This is a genomic window from Blastococcus sp. Marseille-P5729, from assembly GCF_900292035.1.
Taxonomy (GTDB): Bacteria; Actinomycetota; Actinomycetes; order Mycobacteriales; family Antricoccaceae; genus Cumulibacter.
Map to the genome: position 1 here is coordinate 725,328 of NZ_OMPO01000001.1, position 16,613 is coordinate 741,940.

Here is a 16,613-nt window from a genome sequence, read left to right on the forward strand (position 1 = left end):
CGGCAGGCGACCGGTCCAGGGCCGCGGCAGTGTGGCGTACGCCGCTGCCGTTGTGCCGCGCCCCGCTGGCTTGATATTCTGTCTCTTCGTGTGCGCTGCGATCTGTCGCACCGCCGACGCGCTCGTCGCCGGCAGATCCACAGATCACGCACCTCCCAGACTCAGCACCAGCACCACCAACCTGAACGAGGCACTTCGTGGCGAACATCAAGTCCCAGATCAAGCGCGTCAAGACCAACGAGGTCGCGCGCCAGCGCAATCAGGCCGTCAAGTCGGCTCTGAAGACGTCGGTCCGCCGCTTCCGCGAGGCCGCCGCCGCGGGCGACGCCGACAAGGCGACCGCTGCTCTGCAACATGCTTCGCGTCAGCTCGACAAGGCCGCCAGCAAGGGCGTCATCCACCGCAAGCAGGCCGCCAACCGCAAGTCGGGCATGGCCAAGGCGCTCGCCGGCCTGAGCGCCAAGTAGCACTCAGCGCTTTCCGAAGCCGCGCATCGTCGTGATGCGCGGCTTCGTGCTGTCCGGCTGCGGTCGGTCAGGAGCGGATCTCGTGCGCCGCGGCGATGTCGAGGACGGCCTTCTCCAACGCGTAGCGCGAGTCCGCCGCCTGCCCCTTGACCTCGCCGTTGAGCCGAGCGGCGATCTGCAGCGCCTTGGTCAGCCCCGGAGCTGACCAGGTGCCGGCGCTCTGCCGGATCTTGCGGATCTTCCACGCCGGCATCCCCAGCCGCTGGGCGAGTGTGTTGGGGTCGGCCCGGCCGGCAGCAGCGACCTTCGCAACCGACCGCACGGATTCTGCGATCGCGTCCGCGATCACCACCTCAGCGGCGCCGTCGTGCAGCGCCCACCGTAGCTGCTCGAGGCCGGACTCCACCCGACCGCCGACGATCTCGTCGGCGAGGGCGTAGACCTTCACGTCGGCGCGGCCGCGGTGGTAGCGCCCGACCGTGTCGACGTCGATCGTGCCGCCGGCGTCGGCCACCAGCTGCCGGGCGGAGCTGGACAAGCTGCGGAGGTCCTCCCCCACGGCCTCCACCAGCGCGGCAGCGGCCTTAGCGTCGATCTTCCCGCCCGCCGCCACGACCTCCGAACAGACGTACTTGATGCGGTCGTCCACAGACCTCACCACCGGCACTCGCTCGATCGCCGCTCCCAGTTTCTGCAGGTCGACCGCGAGCGTCTTGGCCCGCCCCGCTCCGGAGTGCTCGACGATGAGGCAGATGTCGGGGTCGGGCGCCGCGGCATACTGCGTGAGGACCGCGACGAGATCCTTCGTGGACTGCTCGGCCGACTTCAGCACGACGATCCGCTCACCGCCGAACAGCGCCGGGCTGATGGCGTCGGCGAGCGCATTGGCGGCGTCCGCCACGCCCGCATCGACCCGCTCGAGCGTTGGATCGGCGTCCGGCCGCGCCGCCCGTTGGGCAGCGATGACCGCAGAGGAGACCTGCGAGCGAAGGAACTCGTCCTCGCCCACGACCAGCACGAGTCGCTCAGCAGTCTGCGGCATGCCTCGATCCTTCCATGCACGGCCGACACCCGGTGGTGTGAGTTCGTACGATGGCCCGAGCGAGGAGAGGACGATCCGTGGCATCCAGTACCGACCTGCCGGCCGGATTCACCGGCTTTCCGCCGGAAGCCTTCGAGTTCTACGAGGACCTCGAGCAGGACAACTCCAAGACCTTCTGGCAGGCCCACAAGCAGCAGTACGACGACGCGGTCCGCGCCCCGATGACCGCCCTGATGGAGACCCTGGCCGAGGAGTTCGGCGCCGCGAAGATCTTCCGCCCGTACCGCGACGTGCGCTTCTCCCACGACAAGACGCCGTACAAGACGCACCAGGGTGCCTACGTGAAGACCGCTCCGGGCGCCGGCTGGTACGCGGAGATCGGCGCGCCATGCTTCCGGACCGGAGGCGGGTTCTACCGAGCGGATGCCGCTGGCCTCAAGAGGGTGCGCAACCAGATCGCCGGCGCCAAGGGCGGTGCGTTCGCAGACCTCGTGGAGCGGCTCCAGCGAAAGGGGTGGGAGCTGCGTGGCGAGCAGCTGAAGACCGCTCCCCGCGGGTTCGAGGCCGATCATCCGCGGATCGACCTGCTACGGCACAAGTCGTTGAGCCTCACCCGCCCCATCGAGGAGGAGATCGTGGGCACCGCGGGCCTCGCCGACCGCGTGCGGGCCGACTGGCGCGAGCTGCGTCCGTTCGTCGAGTGGCTGACCGACATCCTGCGCTGATCGGCTGCCTCGCCGGTTGCCTACGCCACTCACGCACCATAAGGTGACATCGATGTCAACTAGGTTGAGAGCGGGAGCGGCGATGGCGGAGCAGAAGGACGCGCAGGTCGATCACGAGGTGATCGTCATCGGGGCCGGGGTGTGCGGCATCTATCAGCTCTACCGGTTGCGCGAGCTCGGGATCGACGCGCTCGTGCTCGAGTCGGGTCCGGAGCTGGGCGGCACCTGGTACTGGAACCGCTACCCGGGTGCGCGCTTCGACTCGGAGAGCTATACCTACGGGTTCTCCTTCTCCGACGAGCTGCTGCAGGAGTGGGACTGGAAGGAGCGTTTCTCGGGCCAGCCGGAGAACCTGCGCTACCTGCAGTACGTCGCGGACAAGTTCGATCTGCGCGAGAACATGCGCTTCAACGTCACCGTCGAGCGCACCGTGTTCGACGAGGAGACGAGCACCTGGGTGCTGCACCTGGACGACGGCGAGACACTGCGGTGCCGGTTCGTGGTCATGGCGCTCGGCTTGCTGTCGGCCCCCACGCTGCCTCGCTATGAGGGCATGGATGACTTCCAGGGCGAGTCCTTCCACACCTACGACTGGCCCGACGGCGTCGACCTCGCCGGCAAGCGGGTCGGAGTGATCGGCACCGGCGCGACCGCGATCCAGCTGATCGCCGAGATCGCCGACAAGGTCGAGGACCTGACGGTGTTCCAGCGCCGGCCCAACTGGAGTGCCCCGCTGAACAACTCCGAGATCTCCCCCGATGAGATGGCCGGAATCAAGGCGCGATACGACGAGATCTTCGCCGCGTGCTCGCGGACTCCCGGGGGGGGCGATAATAGAAACGTGCGTGCACAGCGTGCACACCCCGCCCTGACCTGCGGTTTTAGGAGAGCATGACGTGCACGTCGTGCAGCACACAGACCGACCGCGACGGCATCAGCGGCGGCCCCGACACACCCGCAAGCTATTACTCGGTACCGCTGGTTTCGGGTACCATGGTGCTGTCGAGAGTTTCGTATGTCGGCTGGCTCAACCCAGCGAACTGTGCCCCTGGTGTCCAGACCGGGGGCACAGTCATGCCTGGGGGCTCTCTAGGTCTGACGGTAGACACCGTAGGCTGAGCGCGCGCCGTCCACAGCAGCGCACCGCACCGCCCCGGACCCTGCACCGGGGCGGTGCTGTCCCCGGGGGTCGGGGCTTCCATGGGTCGGCTTGCTGGGGGCCCTTCCATGGGTCCGCGCGATCGAGGGGGATTCATGAGGTCCGCCCGTGGCGGTCACCGGTTCCTCGGTGCTTACGACGACTGAGCCGGGCAGGGATTACCTATCCCGCAGGACCCAAGTAGCCACAGGCTGGCCGCCGGGAGCCCACACGATGAGGTCGCCGTCACTGATCGGATAACCGTTCTCGGTCCACATCCGCGCCTTCCCCTCTTGCCCTTCCATGAGGGTGACGCAGGACCACGACGGGGACTCAACGAACGGGACCCGCGCGCCGTCCTGGCGCTGCACGTATGTGTCTTCGATCGTCGGGCAGGGCGCGCCGTTGGTGAGGGCCTTGACCGTCCACTCGGCGGTCATCGCGCCGCGCGGGTAGCCGTCGGTCAGAGTGAGCTCGACATCGTCGGTGATCGTCACCGGAACGCCGACGCCGGCTGTCGGTAGGGCATCAGATCCGCCGGCTGTGCCACCGTCGGTCTGGTCATCTGAGCCACCGCGTCCGGCGAGCAGTAGGCAGAGGGCTAGCGAGGCTGTGAGTCGTGTTCTCATGCACCGGAGGTGTGTCCCAAGCTGGCACAACGACCGCGACACGCCGTCACCCGAACACTGGCAGGGGGTGGCGGTGGCCCCTCCCCGGGGCCTCTAGCACCACCGGAGAGTGATAGGCCCTCGCCCATTGCCACAATCGAGAGGGGCGCAGCTAGGGCGTGTCTCCTAACCGTTTCTGCCAGTGGGTGATGGCTCGCAGGACTGCTCCGCCGCGGTAGGTGAGAGCGAGTTTGTCGTAGCGGGTGGCGAGCCCGCGCCACTGCTTGTCTTCGTTGAAGCCGCGTTCGACGACGTTGCGGCCCTTGTAGTCCTCGGCGTCGTAGCTGACCGGCCTGCCACCGCGGGAGCCCCGGCGCAGGCGGTGGCCTTGTTGGTCTGCGGGCTCGGGGATGACTGCGACGATCCCGCGGTCCCGCAGATGGGTGCGGATCGCGCGCGACGAGTACGCCTTGTCGCCGCGGACCCGGTCCGGCCTCGAGCGCGGTCTGCCCGGGCCGCGCCGGGCGACTCTGAGGTGATCCAGGAGCACCGGGAACATGGGCGCGTCACCGGCCTGCCCGGGGCCGACCAGCACGACCAGCGGCAGCCCGCGCCCGTCGACGAGGTGATGGATCTTGGTGCTCAAACCGCCCCGTGACCGGCCAATCGCATGATCAGGAGGCTCCTCGCGCAGATTCTTGTAACTCGACAGAGCCCCCCGTGTCGCGCGGGAGGTTCGTCGCGTGCTGATGCGCGCGGTTGATCGTGGAGTCCACGCTCACGGCCCAGTCGATCTCACCGGCAGCGTCCCCCTCGGCGAGGATCTCCGCATAGATCTCATCCCACGTGCCGTCACCGCTGAACCGGCGATGCCGCTTCCACGCGGTCTGCCACGGCCCGAACTCCGCCGGCAGGTCCCGCCACGGAGACCCCGTCCGATACCGCCACACGATCGCCTCCACGACCCGGCGATGGTCCTGGAACGGCCGGCCGCCCTTGCGGGAGGCGACCGGCATCAACGGCTCGATCCGAGCCCAAGCAGCATCCGAGAGAACACGAGTACGCGACACGCGTCAAGCCTGCCGTCAACCAACCCGCAAGGTTAGGAGACACGCCCTAGGTGGAGAGGCGCACCCCGTACTGCGGCAGAAGTGCCTACATCGTCAACCTGTGGACGTGCGCTGCAGGGGGACAGTGCCTATCGGGTGGTCCTGTGGGCGTAGGTGGCGAAGACGTCGGCGAACTCGGCGAGGGCGCGCCTGGCGTTCTCGTCGTCTCGTGCCGAGAGCCAGGAGCTTGTGATGCCCGAGAGCGCGGCGAGGATCATCTCGGCCAGCAGCGCCACGGGGATGGCGTACTCGATGTCGGCGAGTGCGGCGAAGCGTTCGAGGTGTTCGGTGACGCGCCGGTGGTAGGCGCGTTGCTCCCACTCGGGCAGCTCGCGCAGTTCGGGGTCGCGCAGGGCGAGGGTCGTCAGCTCGGTGAGTACGATCTGCGCCGCAGGGTCGGCCTCGACGGTGCGCCAGTAGGCGTCCAAGAGGGCGTGGATGCTGGCGCGGACCTCGCCGGTGGGGTCGATCTGTGCCCAGGCGTGGTCGAGGTCGACGTTGATGTCGGCTGAGAGCAGTTCCGCGTAGAGCTCTCGCTTGGATCGGAAGCAGTAGTGGAACGCCCCGTGCGGCATGTCCGCCTCGGCGCAGATCGCCCTGGTCGATGCCGCCTTCACCCCGTCGCGCTTCATCACCCGTAGCGCGGCTTGGGCGAGGAGCTGACGGCGCTCGTCTGCGCGCATGTGCGTGCGCGTCTCGGTGGGCTCCTCTGTCTCCATGGCCCCACTCTACCGAACCTTGGCCAAACGACTTGGCCATTTGACTTGGCCATATGGCCAAGATAGTGTGAGGTGTCCGCCGAAGGAGAGGACCCCTTGATGTCCGCGCCCGTCCCTGTTCCCCAGCGCGCCGGCGCCCGCCAGTGGGCCGCGCTTGCGGCCCTGACCGTGCCGGTGCTGCTGATGAGCATCGATTTGACCGTGCTCGCGGTCGCGATCCCCGAGCTGAGCGAAGACCTCGCCCCGACCGGCACGCAGTTGCTGTGGATCGTGGACATCTACGGGTTCTTCCTCGCCGCACTGCTCGTGCTCATGGGCAACATCGGCGACCGGATCGGCAGGCGCAGACTCCTGCTGATCGGTGCGGTCGCGTTCGGGGCGGCCTCGATGCTGGCCGCGTTCGCCTGGTCACCCGAGGTGCTGATCGCCGCCCGCGCCCTGCTCGGCATCGGCGGAGCGACCTTGATGCCCTCCACGCTGGCCTTGATCCGCAACATCTTCACCGACCCCGCCCAGCGGCGTCGTGCGGTCTCGGTCTGGGTCGCGGCGTTCGCCGGTGGTGCGGGCCTGGGCCCGGTGGTCGGCGGGTTCCTGCTGGAGCACTTCTGGTGGGGATCGGTGTTCCTGATCAACGTGCCGGTGATGATCGCCCTGCTGATCGCGGCCCCGCCGCTCGTGCCCGAGTTCCGCAACCCCGCCCCCGGACGGTTCGACCTGCTCTCCGCCGGCCTGCTGATGGCCGCGATGCTCACCGGCGTCTACGGCCTCAAAGACGCCGCCGCACACGGATGGGGCATCACTCCCGCCCTCTGGGTCACGGCAAGTCTCGCGCTGGCGGTGGTGTTCGTGCTCCGGCAACGCCGCCTGTCCGATCCGCTCATCGACATCGCCCTGTTCCGGTCGCTGCCGTTCAGCACCGCGGTGATCGCGAACGTCGCCGGGGTGTTCGCGCTCACCGCGCTGCTGTACTACCTGCCCCAGTACCTCCAGCTCGTCCTCGGCCACTCGCCCCTGACCGCCGGACTCTGGGCGCTGCCGATCGCGGCCGGTGCGATCCTCGGCTCGCTGATCGCAGCGACCCTGGCCCGCGTGATCGGGGCCGGGTGGCTCATCGGCGGCGGCCTCATCCTCGCCGCCGGCGGATACCTCACGCTCACCGCCCTCGGCCTGGACGGCATCGCCTGGATCGCCTTCACCGGCGGAGCGCTCGTCGGGGCCGGCATCGGGATCGCCGACACCCTCTCCAACGACGTCATCGTCGGCACCGCCCCACCCGAGAAGGCCGGAGCCGCAGCCGGCATCAGCGAGACCGCCTACGAGCTCGGCGGCGCGCTCGGCACCGCGACCCTCGGAGCCCTCGGCACCAGCATCTACCGCACCCAGGTCACCGACGCCCTCCCCGCCGACACCCCACCCGACATCGCCGACGCGGTGACCGAAACCCTCGGCGCTGCGGTCGCCACCGCCCAACAACTACCCGAGGACCGCGCCGCAATGCTGCTCGACCTCGTCCGCCCCGCCTTCACCGACGCGATGACCACCGCCTTCACCACCGCAGCCATCGTCCTCGCCACCATCGGCACCCTCGCCGCAACCGCACTGGCGAGACACCACACGCCCACGACCGGTACCGAGGCACCGGATGAGGCCACCCGATCCGACCTCTGAGCGGATACCATTGACTATCGACCATGCCGAAGGGGTCTGTCCGATGAACGGTGTTTCCGGCGTTCATCTCAGAGGTTCTCCGCGGCCGGCATGCGGTCGGCGAAGGTGACGGCGAAAGCGTTGAGCGCGGGCTTCCACCGCATGGTCCATCGTGCCTGGCCGGTGCCCTTGGGGTCCAGGCCCCTGGTGACCAGGTACAGGCACTTGAGGGCGGCCTGCTCGGTCGGAAAGTGCCCGCGCACGGTGACCGCGCGCCGGTACCTGGCGTGCAGGGACTCGAGGGCGTTGGTGGAGAACAGCACCCGGCGGATCTCCACGTCGTAGGCCAGGAAGGGGATGAACTCCTCCCACGCCGCTCTCCACATCTTGGGGATGGCCGGGTAGGGCTTGCCCCATTTCTCCTCCAGCTCCTCGAACGCCGCCCATGCTGCCTCGATCGAGGGTGCGGTGTAGATGCGGCGCAGGTCCTTGGCCAGCTGGTCCCAGTATTTCCGCGAGGCGTAGCGCAGCGTCGCCCGGATGAGGTGGATCACGCAGGCCTGCACGATCGCCTGGGGGAAGACGGCGTTCACGCTGTCGGGCAGTCCTTTGAGGCCGTCGCAGACGATGAAGAACACGTCGCGTACGCCGCGGTTCTTCAGGTCCGCCAGCACGTTCATCCAGAACTTCGCCGACTCACCACCTCCCTGCCCGGCCCACAGGCCCAGGACGTCTCGCCGGCCGTTCAGGTCGACGCCGATCGCGGCGTAGAAGGGTTGGTTGCCGACCTGCCCGTCGCGAACCTTGACGTAGATCGCGTCGATGAAGATGGCCGCGTACACCGGTTGCAGCGGCCGGGAGGACCAGGCGGCCATCTCCTCGAGCACCTTGTCCGTGATCCTCGAGACCGTGTCCTTGCTGATGGAGGCGCCGTACACCTCGTGGAAGTGCGCGCTGATCTCACCGGTCGTCAGGCCCTTGGCGAACAGGCTGATCGCGACCGCGTCCACGTCCGAGAGGCGCCGCTGTCGCTTCTTGACGATCACCGGCTCGAACGTGCCGGCCCGGTCCCGGGGGACCGCGATCGTCACCTCTCCGGCGGCGTCGGTCAGCACCGTCTTGGGTCGGGTGCCGTTGCGGATGTTGCCGTTCTCTGCGGTGGGTACCCGGTGCTTCTCGTGGCCGAGGTGCTCGGTCAGCTCCTCTTCCAGCGCTGTCTCCAGGACGGTGGCGGTGATTGATTTGAGCAGCCCGTCCGGGCCGGTCAGGTCCTCACCACGGGCCCGGGCGGCTTTGACCAGCTCCCGGACCGCAGCCTGCTCGGCCTCGCTGCGCGAGGTCGTCTTCTTCACCTTCTTCGGCATCGAGCTCACGCTCGTGATCTTCTCGGTCATCACATGACCTTCCCCGCCAGCTGAGCCGGCGTGTCAGGCCAGAAACACCGTTTGGCGGACAGTCCCTGCCGAAGAGGGGGGTGTCCCTATCAGGTTCGTCAAGCTGCCGGAGCTGAGGATTGTCTCGTTTCGTAGAGGGTGCCGTTCTTGAGCATGGCGTGGAGTACGTCGACTCTGCGCCGGGCGAGGCATATCAGGGCGGCGTTGTGCTTCTTCCCGGCGGCGCGTTTGCGGTCGTAGTAGACCCGGCTGGTCGGGTCAGAAAGAGATGCGAAAGCGGCCAGGAAGAACGCTCGCTTGAGTTGTTTGTTCCCGGCCCGGCTGGGGTGTTCCCCTCGGATCGACGTGCCCGATCTGCGGGTCACCGGCGCGAGCCCGGCGTAGGCCGCGAGGTGTCCGCTGGTGGGGAAGGCCGAGCCGTCACCGACCTCGAGGAGGATCCGTGCGCCGGTCCTGACTCCGATCCCCGGCATCGAGGTCAGGACCCGGGAAAGAGGGTGCGGATCGAGCATCTCCTCGATCTGTTTAGCCGCTTGTTCGCGTTGGTCGAGCAGCCCACCGAGGGTCACGGCGAGTTGTGGCAGCACGAGTTCGGCCGCCCGAGTGCCCGGCACGCTCACCGTCTGCTCGGTCAGCGCCTTCACCACCGCGTCGACGAGGCGTTCGTATGAGCGTGGCGCACGCACCTTCGTCGCGGCGATGAGTTGACGCCGGGTCGCCTTCGCGAGTCCCTGAGGTCCACCGAAGCGCTGCAGCAGCTCGAGCACCGCTCGGTGCTGGACCTTGGGACCCAGCACGCGTTCCAGCGCTGGATGGACCTGGGCGAGCAGGCCGCGGATGCGGTTACTGATCCGGGTGACCTCACCGGCCAGGTCATCATCGAACCCCACGATGACCTCTAGATCGGCGAGCGCTTCATCGCCAGCGTCAACGCGACGCAACGCGTGCGGCATCGGCCTGGCCGCCTCGGCGAGCACGCAGGCGTCCCGAGCATCGGTCTTCGCGTTGCCCGGATGCAGATCCGCGATCCGTCGCATCGCCAGCCCGGGCAAGTAGGCCACATCGACGCCCAGCGACCGCGCAACGGTCACCGCCAGCGCGCCGATCGACGCGGGCTGGTCTACCACCACCAGCACCCGGCCGCGCCCGCTGAGATCTTCCAGGATCTCGCCGATCCTTGCTTCGGACTGCGGCAGAGGCCCGTCGTGGACGCGCTTGCCATCCGGGCCCAGCCCGCAGGCGTGGTGCTCCTGCTTGCCGACGTCCAGACCAAGGAACACGGCATACTCAGGTCGCGGCATCGTTCATTCCTCTCCGCTCGTTGCAGGTGCTGGTCGCACGTCTGGCGAAGGAAGCCGGCACCCACGTTACGAAGAGACCTACCCAAGGGCGGCCCTGTCCCTATCAGCGGTCAGCCAACGCCACCAGAATCGGTGACAACACCCCCCGGATCATGCAAGAGACAGGGGCTTTGAGTCATGCCGACCCTGGCGACCAGAACCCCGCCGTACGGGGTCACGAAGAAGGTAACGGGTTCTTGCACGAGCCCGACCGCCGCCCGTTCTTCGAGGTGCCGCGTGATGAGCGCATCGCGATGTGGGAGAAGCTGTACGACGAGCCGGGCTTCGGCATCTGGCTGGCGAACTTCCGCGACATCTTCATGGACGAGGAGGCGAACGCCGAGATCAGCGCGTTCATCGCCGACAAGATCCGTTCTCGAGTGCACGACCCCGAGGTAGCCGAGCTGCTGATCCCAAAGGACCACGGGTTCGGCGTCCAACGGCTCCCGTTGGAGACCAACTATTTCGAGGCCTACAACCGCGACAACGTGCACCTGGTCTCGGTGCAGCACACCCCGATCGAGCGGATCACCGAGAGGGGGCTACGGACGACCGAGCGCGAGTACGAGCTCGACGTGATCCTCTACGCCACCGGGTTCGACGCGATCACCGGTGCGTTCGACCGGATCGACATCCGGGGCGTGGGCGGTCAGTCACTGCGCGAGCTCTGGGCCGACGGCCCGGTGACCAGCTACGGGCTGCAGGTGCCCGGGTTCCCGAATATGCTGATGCCCAACGGCCCGCAGAGCGCCTCTGCCACCACCAACTTTCCGCGGGGTATCGAGATCGGCGTCGACTGGTGCACCGACCTCCTGCAGTACGCCTGGGAGCGCGGGTACTCACGGGTGGAGGCCACGGCGGAGGCCGGAGAGGCGTGGACCCGGGAGGTCGAACAGCTCTACGGGATGATGCTGATGCGCAACGCCCAGGGCTGGTTCACCGGCTACAACTCGAACGTCCCGGGGCACGAGAAGGGCAAGATCCGCTACCTGGTCTACAACGGCGGTACGCCGAAGTTCCGCAAGCTCATCACCGCCGAGGCGGACGCTGGCTACCCCAGCGTCGTCTTCGCATAACGCAGGTCTTCGCCCGGCCTTTCTAGGCAAGCAGATCTCTGCTCAGGACGATCGATCGTGCGTCACGACGACTCCCTCGTCCGCCGCCGACACCAGGATCATGCCGTCACGGTCGGTACGCCGGACGGTCATCCCGAGCCGTTCGAGCTCGCTGATCGTGCTCGGAGCCGGATGGCCGTAGTCGTTGTCGGCGCCGACCGAGATCAGAGCCAGGCTCGCCCCGGTGGCGGCAAGAAATGAGTCGTCGCGGTTCTTGCTCCCGTGGTGCGGCACTTTCAGTACGTCCGCCTGCAGGCAACCGCACCCCGCCATCGACGCCATGAGCTCGACTTGCGCATCGCCGGTCACGAGGAGCCTCAGACCGCCCACGTCGATCCGGACTATCAGTGAGTTGTTGTTCGGATCGCTTGTCGTGCCGAGGATCGGGCGGGTAGGTCCAAGAACCTCGAGGACGACGTCCCCAGCGGAATAGCGTTGCCCGGTGCCTACCTCGTCGACCGGGATCGACTGGTCGAGGGCGATGCTTCTGATCGACTGTTCGACCGCCCCGCCGTCGTACGAGCCGATGACGACCCGTTCGACGTCACGCCGGCCGAGCACCGCAGGCACGCCGGCGACGTGGTCGTCGTGGAAGTGCGTCAGTAGCACCAGCGGCAGCCGTTCGACACCGAGCTCACGCAGGCAGCGGTCCAGCAGCGCAGGATCGGGCCCGGCATCGAGCAGGACGGCCGCATCAGGTCCCGCCCGTGCGAGGACTGCATCACCCTGTCCGACATCGCACGCCGCGATCACCCAGTTCGGCGACTGCCACCGATCGACTGCACACCGCACCGGCGTGGCCAGCACCAGGACGCCGACCGCCGCTGCCGCCAGCGACGTACGCGCCAGCGGACGCCGTCTCGTCAGCCACCAGGCGAGCGCCGCGACCAGGAGCACTCCCACCACGATGAAGAACGCCCCGACCCCCGGCGGCATCGGTATCTGGGCCGGTCCTGGCTCGGCCGCAACATGCGCGACGTGCGCGATCCACCGGGTGAAGTATCCGCCCACGACGCACAGCAGCTGGGCCAGCGGCATCGCGATGGGCGCGAGGACCGCAGCGCAGACGCCGCATATGGTGGCCACCGGGACGGCGGGCGCAGCCACGATATTCGCCACCAGCGACCCGAGATTCACCATCGGCAGCAGCAGCACGATCACCGGCAAAGTCGCCAGCCCCGCTGACGCCGCGACCGCCAACGGCGCGGCGAGCATCATCGGCATGCGTTCTGACCAGCGCCTGGTCCACTCCGCCCCCACCACGACAATCCCCGCCGTCGCCAGCACCGAGAGCAGGAACCCGACCGAGATCGACAGCGCCGGGACACAGGTCAACAGCACGACGATGGCGGTCGCGAGAGCGGGTACCGCCGCGCGGGGTCGGCCGGATGCCAACCCCACCAGCATCACGACGCCCATTCCCGCGGCGCGCAGCACGCTGGGCTCCGGACCCGCGACCACGACGAACGCGAGCAGCGCCCCGGCCGCACAGCCGATCTGCAGCACGAACGGTGCGCGACAGAGCCGGGTCAGCCAGAGCACCGCTCCCACGACGATGGCCACGTTGGCACCGGAGACTGCCAAGAGGTGTGCCAGGCCGGACAGCCGAAACTCCTCCTGCACGATCGGGCCGATCCCCGACGTGTCGCCGTCCACCAGCGCGACGAGCAGGCCAGCGGCATCCGGATCGTTCACCGAGGCTGCTTCATGAAGACCATCCCGTATCGCCTCTGCCACAACACTCCACCTCGGGGCCTCGGGATCGACCACCGAGCCATCGGACGCCACGACGAACGCGACCACGGACGACGCACGATCGGGCGGGTGCGCGGTGCCGACGATGTACGCGGTCGCGCCGGGGAGCGTTCCAGCCCAGACATCGGACGTGCCCAGGACGACGACCGACTGGTCGGCCTCGTGCACCCTGCCGCGATGCTCGATGCGGCTCACGGCCACCTGCACGACTACCCGGTCAGGTGTGCCGCCGACCTGCCGCGGCCTGCTCTCCACCGTTCCCTCGAGGCGCACGAACGCATCCTCCCGCGCGGCGTGCGCAACCACTGAGTCCAGCCGGTCCTGAAGGCGCGCCGAGGAGAGCAGTGCGGCCGCGATCCCGGCCATACATGAGAAAGCAACCAGCCAGCAGCGGGATCTGTGCACTACCGAGCGCCAACCAGCGAATGCGCCGATCAATCCGGTCGCCGCCATTGCGACCATCGCCCACCAGAGGCCCGCAGACCATCCGAGCTCCCCGGACGCAACGCCGATCCAGACCAGCGCGGCCCCGGGGACCAGCCGCGCGTCATGCTCGCGCCAGTGCTTCACACGGTGACCAGATCCTTGACCTTGGCCAGCACCGCCGGACCCACACCAGAGACGTTCTCCAGCTCCTCCACGGACTTGAACGGCCCATTCTCCTCGCGGAAGTCGACGATCCGCTGCGCCAGGACCGGACCGATGCCCGGCAGCTCGTCCAGCTGCGTGACGTTCGCGGAGTTGATGTCGACGAGCGCAGTAGACCCGCCGTTCGCAGTAGGTTGCGGCTCGCTCGTTCCGGAGTCGACGGGAGGGCCCGGCAGACCGACCACGATCTGCTCCCCGTCCGCCACCTTGCGGGCAATATTCAGCGTGCTCAGGTCGGTGCCGGGCAGCGCCCCTCCCGCAGCCTCGATCGCATCGCTCACCCGCGCGCCCTCCGGAAGGGTGACCAGGCCCGGGACGTTCACGCTGCCGACGACCGCGACCACCAAGACTCCTGGGGCACTCGACGTAGAGGCCGGCGATGCGGCCGCGCTCGCGGTCTCCCCGCCGGGCTCATCGGGATCGGCTCGCTCATCTGCTGCAGCGATCGTGGTGGCGGCTCCTTCGACAGCCGTCCCCGCGGGTCGCAGCAGCCACGTCACGAGAGCAGTGGCGGCGGCGGTCAGCACGGCGACGACGACGAAGACGCCGATCGACACGCGCCCCGAGTGCAGCCTGGCCCGCCAGGCGGAGCGCGGGGGCTCGAAGCCGTCGCCGAAGCCGTCGAGCGAGCGCCGGTCGGTCTCGCCGTCGTCCAGCACGGACGGATCATCAGGCTCGGCTGCCCGTTGGTCATAGTCACGCATCGAGGACTCCAGGATCGCCTTGATATCGGCGATCTGGCGGTCCCGTTCGAGATCGTCGACCCTCCTCATGGCCGCGACGATACGGATGCTCCGATTCGTGCGGCGTCCGCAACCTCCACGATGTGGAGACACGCCGTCCTGTGGACAGCGGTAGCGGTGTCGCGGTTAGCCGTCGAGGGTGGGTACGACGATCACGGCGAGCATCCCGGGGCCGACATGCGCACCGAGAACCGCGCCGACCTCACTCACTACTATCTCTGCCGACCCGGGAATCTCCTCCGCGAGCTCCGCCCGTAGCTTCTCAGCACGCTCCTCAGCAGCGAGATGGTGGACGGCGATGAGCACGTCGCCCTCGATCCCGTTGGCGGCGCTCACTGCCAGGGACTTCATCCGCGCGATGGCCTTGTTGGCGGTCCGCACCTTCTCCAAGGGCACGATCCGGCCGTCGAGGAGGTGCAGGATCGGCTTCACCGCCAAGGCGGTGCCCAGCCAGGCGGCGGCGGCACCGATGCGGCCACCGCGACGGAGATACTCAAGAGTGTCGACATAGAAGAAGTTCGAGGTGTCCTCGAGCGACCTGACGGCCGCGTCGTACACCTCGTCGTTGCTCGCCCCCGCGGCCGCCTTGCGGGCGGCGACGAGCACCGGGAAGCCGAGCGCCATGGCCGTCACCCGCGAGTCGACGACGCGCACGATCTCCTCTCCCGCGTCGGAGTTGCACTGCACCGCCGCGAGGCGAGCGGCGTCCCAGGTTCCCGAGAGCTCACTCGATATGTGCACGCTGACGATGTGGTCGTAGCCCTCGGCGAGCAGCTCGCGGTAGCGCTCCACGAACTGTGCGGGTGTCGGTCGCGACGTGGTGACGGTGACCGACTTCTCCCTTAGCCGCTCGACGACGTCGGCGGGAGTGATCTCAATGCCGTCCTCGCCCTGATGGTCGCCCATGATCACGTGCAGCGGGACGACATCGATCGGCAGCCCCTCGTCGATGCCTGGGGGCAGATACGCGGTGGAGTCGGTGACGACGACTGTTCCCCGGCTCATCTCTCGACCCTACCTGCCGGGTTCCCGGCAGCAGAACCTTTTCGGTTCGCTAACGGCCGGCGCTGTCGGTCCCCGATGGACGTGGGGTCCCGATCTGCGCGTCTCCGGCGTCGGAGTCGACGTTCAGCTCCTCGGTCGTGAGCGTGCTCGGGTCGCTGAGCGGGTACACATTGTGCGCGACCAGCCGCCATGCCCCGGCGTCGGTGCGTCGCAGCTCGGTCCAATGGCAGTTGCGCAGCGGGGCGATCGCCGACCACGCCGGATCGGGCAGCCCGATGAGGCTCGCCGTGAGCGCTTTGAGCGCGCCTCCGTGCCCGGTGAGCACGACCGTGCCGGACGCCGTCCGCTCGAGCTCAGCGACCAGCTCACGCTCCCGGCGGGCGACGTCCTGGGCTGTCTCGCCGTTGCCCGGGTTGGTGCGCAGACCCGATGTCCAGCCGGCGAACTCCTCCGGGAAGCGCTGCGCCACCTCGGCGCGATCGAGTCCCTCCCAGCCGCCGAGACTGGTCTCGCGCAGTCGCGGATCGAGCGTGACCGGGACCGCCAGAAGGTCGGCCAGCACCTGGGCGGTGGCCGCCGCGCGACTCAGGTCGCTGGCGTAGACCGCCGTCGGCCGCTCGGCAGCCAGGTACGGGGAGGCCTCCCTCGCCTGGGCGACGCCGGTGGCATCCAGTGCCGTGTCGAGCTGGCCCTGGAAGCGTCCGTCGGCGTTCCAGTCAGTGCGGCCGTGGCGCCACAGCAGCAGGCGATCGAGGCTCACTTCCCGCTGCCGGTCTGCTGGTCGTCCGCCGGTGCGGCCAGCTGCTCGTACGGGATGCGGGGGCAGTCGCGCCACAGCCGCGGCAGGTCGTAGAAGTTCCGCTCGTCGGTGTGCTGCACGTGCACGACGACGTCGACGAAGTCCAGCAGCACCCACCGTCCCTCGCGCTGGCCCTCGCGTCGTACCGGCTTGACCTTCTCCCTCAGCAGCGCCTCCTCGACCGCGTCGACGATCGCGGACGCCTGCCGCTCGTTGGTGGCGGTGACGACGACGAAGCAGTCGGTGATGACGAGCTGATCGCTGACGTCGATGATGACGATGTCCTGGCCGAGCTTGTCTGCGGCGGCATCGGCTGCGATGGTGGCGATCTGGATCGATCGCTCGGGGGCGCTCATATA

16 protein-coding genes are annotated in these 16,613 nt (G+C 68.3%); 5 read left to right on the forward strand and 11 right to left on the reverse strand.

Annotation, left to right across the window (positions count from 1 at the left end; all coding sequences use genetic code 11):
* The first annotated feature begins 197 nt into the window (after nucleotides 1-197).
* Nucleotides 198-467 (forward strand): 30S ribosomal protein S20, encoded by a 270-nt coding sequence (rpsT, locus tag DAA40_RS03520; RefSeq protein ID WP_106848311.1) that lies wholly within the window; start codon nucleotides 198-200, stop codon nucleotides 465-467.
* 67 nt (nucleotides 468-534) lie between these two features.
* Here rpsT and holA read toward each other — a convergent pair whose 3' ends face one another.
* Nucleotides 535-1,509 carry a DNA polymerase III subunit delta gene (gene holA / locus DAA40_RS03525; RefSeq protein ID WP_158716211.1) on the reverse strand — a complete coding sequence of 325 codons (975 nt, stop codon included), beginning with the start codon at nucleotides 1,507-1,509 and terminating at the stop codon, nucleotides 535-537.
* Nucleotides 1,510-1,586: 77 nt separating this feature from the next.
* Between holA and DAA40_RS03530 the strand changes: the two genes are divergently transcribed.
* Together DAA40_RS03530 and DAA40_RS03535 are read left to right on the forward strand one after the other, a co-directional pair.
* Nucleotides 1,587-2,234, forward strand: a complete 648-nt coding sequence (locus DAA40_RS03530; protein ID WP_234356223.1) for a DUF2461 domain-containing protein — start codon at nucleotides 1,587-1,589, stop codon at nucleotides 2,232-2,234.
* 82 nt (nucleotides 2,235-2,316) lie between these two features.
* Complete coding sequence (locus tag DAA40_RS03535; RefSeq protein ID WP_106848313.1) at nucleotides 2,317-3,129, forward strand: NAD(P)/FAD-dependent oxidoreductase; 813 nt, start codon at nucleotides 2,317-2,319, stop codon at nucleotides 3,127-3,129.
* Between the two features lie 422 nt (nucleotides 3,130-3,551).
* On the opposite strand, the gene DAA40_RS03540 is transcribed toward DAA40_RS03535, so the two are convergent.
* The 3 genes from DAA40_RS03540 to DAA40_RS03550 form a co-directional block, all read right to left on the reverse strand.
* Nucleotides 3,552-3,869, reverse strand: coding sequence for a hypothetical protein (locus DAA40_RS03540; protein ID WP_106848314.1), 318 nt, complete (start codon nucleotides 3,867-3,869; stop codon nucleotides 3,552-3,554).
* 283 nt (nucleotides 3,870-4,152) lie between these two features.
* Nucleotides 4,153-5,050, reverse strand: a protein-coding gene (locus DAA40_RS03545) for an IS5 family transposase (protein ID WP_255413444.1) whose coding sequence is annotated in 2 segments (ribosomal slippage) — nucleotides 4,153-4,713 and nucleotides 4,715-5,050 — 897 coding nt in all. Because the reading frame shifts where the segments join, the coding sequence is not laid out codon by codon here.
* A gap of 128 nt (nucleotides 5,051-5,178) precedes the next feature.
* Nucleotides 5,179-5,808 carry a TetR/AcrR family transcriptional regulator gene (locus DAA40_RS03550; protein WP_106848316.1) on the reverse strand — a complete coding sequence of 210 codons (630 nt, stop codon included), beginning with the start codon at nucleotides 5,806-5,808 and terminating at the stop codon, nucleotides 5,179-5,181.
* Between the two features lie 99 nt (nucleotides 5,809-5,907).
* On the opposite strand from DAA40_RS03550, the gene DAA40_RS03555 reads away from it, so the two are divergent.
* On the forward strand, nucleotides 5,908-7,476 hold the full coding sequence (locus DAA40_RS03555; RefSeq protein WP_106848317.1) for an MFS transporter: 1,569 nt from the start codon (nucleotides 5,908-5,910) through the stop codon (nucleotides 7,474-7,476).
* 68 nt (nucleotides 7,477-7,544) lie between these two features.
* Here DAA40_RS03555 and DAA40_RS03560 read toward each other — a convergent pair whose 3' ends face one another.
* Both DAA40_RS03560 and DAA40_RS03565 read right to left on the reverse strand, forming a co-directional pair.
* Nucleotides 7,545-8,819 (reverse strand): IS256 family transposase, encoded by a 1,275-nt coding sequence (locus DAA40_RS03560; RefSeq protein WP_106849243.1) that lies wholly within the window; start codon nucleotides 8,817-8,819, stop codon nucleotides 7,545-7,547.
* Between the two features lie 128 nt (nucleotides 8,820-8,947).
* Nucleotides 8,948-10,150, reverse strand: a complete 1,203-nt coding sequence (locus tag DAA40_RS03565) for an IS110 family transposase (protein ID WP_106848318.1) — start codon at nucleotides 10,148-10,150, stop codon at nucleotides 8,948-8,950.
* A gap of 236 nt (nucleotides 10,151-10,386) precedes the next feature.
* Here DAA40_RS03565 and DAA40_RS03570 point away from each other — a divergent pair, with 236 nt between their 5' ends.
* Nucleotides 10,387-11,265, forward strand: coding sequence for a hypothetical protein (locus DAA40_RS03570; protein WP_106848319.1), 879 nt, complete (start codon nucleotides 10,387-10,389; stop codon nucleotides 11,263-11,265).
* Nucleotides 11,266-11,307: 42 nt separating this feature from the next.
* Here the strand turns inward: DAA40_RS03570 and DAA40_RS03575 are convergent, their stop codons facing one another.
* The 5 genes from DAA40_RS03575 to rsfS form a co-directional block, all read right to left on the reverse strand.
* Nucleotides 11,308-13,629, reverse strand: a complete 2,322-nt coding sequence (locus DAA40_RS03575) for a ComEC/Rec2 family competence protein (RefSeq protein WP_106848320.1) — start codon at nucleotides 13,627-13,629, stop codon at nucleotides 11,308-11,310.
* The gene (locus tag DAA40_RS03580; protein WP_106848321.1) at nucleotides 13,626-14,480 is read right to left on the reverse strand and encodes a ComEA family DNA-binding protein; all 855 of its coding nucleotides are present in this window, start codon (nucleotides 14,478-14,480) and stop codon (nucleotides 13,626-13,628) included. The genes DAA40_RS03575 and DAA40_RS03580 overlap by 4 nt, the downstream gene beginning before the upstream one ends.
* A gap of 96 nt (nucleotides 14,481-14,576) precedes the next feature.
* Nucleotides 14,577-15,455, reverse strand: coding sequence for a DegV family protein (locus tag DAA40_RS03585; RefSeq protein ID WP_106848322.1), 879 nt, complete (start codon nucleotides 15,453-15,455; stop codon nucleotides 14,577-14,579).
* A 49-nt stretch (nucleotides 15,456-15,504) separates the two neighbouring features.
* Nucleotides 15,505-16,215 (reverse strand): histidine phosphatase family protein, encoded by a 711-nt coding sequence (locus DAA40_RS03590; protein WP_106848323.1) that lies wholly within the window; start codon nucleotides 16,213-16,215, stop codon nucleotides 15,505-15,507.
* A complete protein-coding gene (rsfS, locus tag DAA40_RS03595) occupies nucleotides 16,212-16,610 on the reverse strand; it encodes a ribosome silencing factor (RefSeq protein ID WP_106848324.1) in 399 nt (132 codons plus the stop codon). Before rsfS ends, DAA40_RS03590 begins: the two co-directional genes overlap by 4 nt.
* Nucleotides 16,611-16,613 lie beyond the last annotated feature (3 nt).

What these genes read in the sequence shown, in the direction of transcription:
- holA (WP_158716211.1), bottom strand. Translation starts at nt 1,509, where the DNA reads ATGCCGCAGACTGCTGAGCGACTCGTGCTGGTCGTGGGCGAGGACGAG.
- DAA40_RS03535 (WP_106848313.1), top strand. Translation starts at nt 2,317, where the DNA reads ATGGCGGAGCAGAAGGACGCGCAGGTCGATCACGAGGTGATCGTCATC.
- DAA40_RS03550 (WP_106848316.1), bottom strand. Translation starts at nt 5,808, where the DNA reads ATGGAGACAGAGGAGCCCACCGAGACGCGCACGCACATGCGCGCAGAC.
- DAA40_RS03555 (WP_106848317.1), top strand. Translation starts at nt 5,908, where the DNA reads ATGTCCGCGCCCGTCCCTGTTCCCCAGCGCGCCGGCGCCCGCCAGTGG.
- DAA40_RS03560 (WP_106849243.1), bottom strand. Translation starts at nt 8,819, where the DNA reads ATGCCGAAGAAGGTGAAGAAGACGACCTCGCGCAGCGAGGCCGAGCAG.
- DAA40_RS03565 (WP_106848318.1), bottom strand. Translation starts at nt 10,150, where the DNA reads ATGCCGCGACCTGAGTATGCCGTGTTCCTTGGTCTGGACGTCGGCAAG.
- DAA40_RS03580 (WP_106848321.1), bottom strand. Translation starts at nt 14,480, where the DNA reads ATGAGGAGGGTCGACGATCTCGAACGGGACCGCCAGATCGCCGATATC.
- DAA40_RS03585 (WP_106848322.1), bottom strand. Translation starts at nt 15,455, where the DNA reads ATGAGCCGGGGAACAGTCGTCGTCACCGACTCCACCGCGTATCTGCCC.
- rsfS (WP_106848324.1), bottom strand. Translation starts at nt 16,610, where the DNA reads ATGAGCGCCCCCGAGCGATCGATCCAGATCGCCACCATCGCAGCCGAT.